Raw genomic sequence first — 2,546 nt, forward strand, 5'->3', positions numbered from 1 at the left:
CCCGCGTGCGGGCCCAGGACCGCCCCGGCAGCCCCTTTGGCCAGCGCCGGCGCGAGTCGCCGCTCATTCTGCCCCTGCCCAAAACCGTGAAGCTGAACGTGGCCGTTGATGACAGCTTGAAGCAGTTCGACGTGCAGGAAAAGGTGGGCAAGGAAGTGGACTACCGCGACCCCAGCGTACTGAGCTACAAGGAGTACGAAGAGTTTCAGCGCCGCCAGGCCATTGCCGACTACTACCGCCAGAAGGCCAAGGGCGGCATCACGGGCATTGCGGCCAAGCCGGGCTCGCCCCAGGCCCAGCGCCTGATTCCCAAGATTTACCTCGGACCCATTGCCAACCGTATTTTCGGGGGCAGCTACGTCGACATCCGGCCGGCGGGCGCGGTCACGCTCAAGTTTGGGGCGCGCTACAACCGCAACGAAAACCCGGCCCTGACGCTGCGCCAGCAGAGCGTGGGCGACTTTCTATTCGAGCAGAACATCAACGTGAACCTGACCGGGCAGATTGGCACCCGGCTCAAGCTGGTGTTCAACTACGACACCAAGGCTTCGTTCGACTTTGATAACCAGATGAAATTCGACTTCGCGGGCGAAGACAACGACATCGTGCGCAAGGTGGACCTGGGCAACGTGAGCCTGCCGCTGGGCAACTCGCTGGTGCAGGGCGGGCAGAATTTGTTCGGTATTAAAACCCAGCTGCAGTTTGGCCGCTTGGGCGTGACGGCCGTGGCCGCCACCGTGCGCGGCACCGCCGACGAGGTGCGCATTCAGAACGGGGCCCAGAGCCGGCAGTACGAGTTGAAAGCCAGCCAGTACGAGCGCGACCGGCACTTTTTTCTGTCGCAGTTTTTCCGCGAGCGCTACGACCAGGCGCTGCGCAACCTGCCCACCATCCAGAGCGGCATCACGATTACGCGCTTGGAGGTGTACGTGACCAACGACAATCGCACCACCGAAACCCTGCGCAACGTGGTGACGCTGATGGACCTGGCCGAGCCGCTGCGCGTGTACCAGCAGCAGCTCTTCCAGCCCAACCCCAACGCCACGCCCCAAACCCCGGCCGACAACCGCGCCAACACCGAGTTCAGCCAGCTCACCAGCAACCCCGCCAACCGCGACAACCTAACGGTGGATGCTTACCTGCAAAACTCACTGCGCCTGGCCAAGAACGTAGACTTTGAGCGGGTACGGGCCCGCAAGCTCGACAACCGGGAGTACACCTTCAATGCCCAGCTGGGCTACCTGAGCCTGAACACGCCGCTGCTGCCCGACCAAGTGCTGGGCGTGAGCTACACCTACATCTACAACGGCAAAACCTACAAGGTGGGGGAAACCTCGGACGACTACGGCTCACTGCCCGCCGACCAGGTGGTGTTTCTGAAAATGCTGCGCGCCAGCAACCCGGGCGTGAACGCGCTGCCGGCGCCGGGCCGCCCCGACCCGCTGAACCGGGGCGTGAGCACCCGCAACACGCCGACCTGGGATTTGATGATGAAAAACATCTATCCCCTGAACGCCTCGCAGCTGAGCCGCGACAACTTCCAGCTGCAAATCATTTATAAGGACGACGCCACGGGGGTCGATTTGGTGTCGCTTAAGGAAGGCGACCTGCTGCGCAACCGCCCGCTGATTGAGGTGCTCAACCTCGACCACGTGAACCCCAACAACGACCGCAACCCCGACGGCAACTTCGACTTTTTCCCGGGTGTCACGATTGACCCCGAGCTGGGCAAAATCATTTTCCCCAACATTCAGCCCTTCGGCAACTACCTGCGCACGCAGTTCGACACGACCGGGGTAGATGGGGCCAACGAGCGGCTGCTGGCGCAGAAGTACGTGTACTCGGAGCTGTATAACCAGACGCAGAGCGACGCGCAGCAGCGCCAGGAAAAGGACAAGTTTTTCCTGCGCGGGCGCTTCCAGGGCGGGGCGGGCTCCGATGAGATTAACCTGCCGGGCATTGGCATTGCGCAGGGCTCGGTGCGGGTGCGCTCGGGCTCGACGCTGCTCACGGAAGGCACCGACTACCAGGTGTTTTATGACCAGGCCAAGGTGAAAATCCTGAACCCGGCCTACCTCAATTCGGCCAACGAGCTGCGGGTGGAGTTTGAGAAAAACGCGTTGGTGCAGGTGCAGCCCCGCAAGCTGCTGGGCACCCGCCTCGACTACCGCCTGAACAAGGACATTACGCTGGGCGCCACGGCCCTACACCTGCTGGAGAACCAAGCCCCAGGCATCAACCGCGTGAACGTGGGCGACGAGCCGGGCAACAACACCATTGTGGGCCTCGACGGCAGCATCCGCAAAGACAGCCGGGTGCTGACCAAGTACCTCGACATGCTGCCTTTCGTGTCGACGAAGGAGATTTCGACCATTGCCTTCAGCGGGGAATTTGCCAAGCTGCTGCCGGGCCGCTCGCAGCTGGGCAACGGCGAAAATGGCGTGAGCTACGTCGACGACTTCGAGAATGCCCGCACGCCCTACACGCTGGGCGGCCTGGCCAGCATTCCGGCCTGGCGCCTGGCCAGCACGCCGCTGCCCGTGCCG

The 2,546-nt window shown here is 62.8% G+C and carries 1 protein-coding gene; it reads left to right on the forward strand.

The annotated features are described in order from the left end of the window. Positions 1-2,546 (forward strand): T9SS outer membrane translocon Sov/SprA (gene sov, locus ACYVDE_RS20000; protein WP_460503299.1); only part of this gene is annotated, 2,546 nt, incomplete at both ends.

It is taken from the genome of Hymenobacter agri, from assembly GCF_054778495.1.